Genomic DNA, 1,043 nt, shown 5'->3' on the forward strand with positions numbered 1-1,043 from the left:
GGCCCGACGACCGTCGGGCCGGCCCGGGCTCGCGCGATCGGCAAATAGCACCGGGCCGCATCGATCGGGTGCAGTACGGAGAAATCCTTCCTCCCGGAGTTTCCGGGGCGCGCAGTCCTCGTTACAGAAAGCAGAGCGATGTATGGGATTCAGCCAAGAACCCCGTACAGCAAGTGACTTGAAAGCACAGAGGAAGGATTCACTCCATGAAGCCCACCAAGGTCGCCGCGGTCGTCGCCGGTTCGCTGATGGCGATGGGCGCCGCTGCGCCCGCCATGGCCACGGAGGCGCTGACCCCCACCAGCCTGAACGGTGGCCTCGAAGCGATCGCCGCCAATGGGCTGAAGAGCGACGTGCTGAGCAGCACGACGGAAGGCTCCCCGGTCAAGACCGTCACGGACACCGCCACCCAGCTGAACGAGACCACCAAGGGCGCCCCGCTGCTGGGCGGCCTCCCGGTGCCCGGCGGTCTCCCGCTGGGCGGCTGAGGCAGCCTCAGCAGGACATGCTCCAGGGGCGTCTACGGCGATGCTGAGCAGCGTCGTTCCTCACGGTCGGCTGATCGAATGATTTTCTGATCAGCTGCCGTGTGGCCCCGGCTCCGCACCGTGCGCCGACCCATACTCTCTGGCCGATCCCACATGAACGTCGATGTGGGGCAGGCCGGTCGGAGCGAGGGGGGATCCTCGCCGGTCTCTCCCTTTCTCCAGAGGAAGAGCGGTATGCGGTCCATGATCACCAGGAAAGTACTCACCGCGGCGGCAGCGACCGGCATCCTGTCGCTGAGCGGCGGATTCGCCCTGGCCGCGAACGCCCACGCCGGTACGGGCGACGGGCCAGGTTCCGGGGCGGCCGGCCATCACCAGGCTCCCCTGCCAGCGGATGTCTGTGGCAAGACGATGGATCTCGGCGGCTTCGTCGCGGCGGCCGTCGGTGACCTCTGTGCCCACGCGGAGGAACCCGGCGGCTACGGCGAGGAGCCGAGCGAACCGTCGGAGCCCCCCACGCACCCTCCCACGCATCCGCCGACGCATCCCCCGACG

General features: G+C 68.5%; 1 protein-coding gene and 1 pseudogene. Both read left to right on the forward strand.

Going from position 1 to position 1,043, the window contains the following annotated elements; genetic code table 11:
* The first annotated feature begins 206 nt into the window (after window positions 1–206).
* Complete coding sequence (locus ACFW2Y_RS35425; RefSeq protein WP_384887761.1) at window positions 207–488, forward strand: hypothetical protein; 282 nt, start codon at window positions 207–209, stop codon at window positions 486–488.
* A gap of 234 nt (window positions 489–722) precedes the next feature.
* Window positions 723–1,043, forward strand: a pseudogene (locus ACFW2Y_RS35430) (hypothetical protein); the annotation flags it as partial.

The sequence above is a fragment of the Streptomyces sp. NPDC058877 genome (assembly GCF_042742855.1).
Lineage (GTDB): Bacteria > Actinomycetota > Actinomycetes > Streptomycetales > Streptomycetaceae > Streptomyces.

Excerpts from the sequence above, each read along its gene's own strand:
- ACFW2Y_RS35425 (WP_384887761.1), top strand. The coding sequence starts at position 207 with ATGAAGCCCACCAAGGTCGCCGCGGTCGTCGCCGGTTCGCTGATGGCG.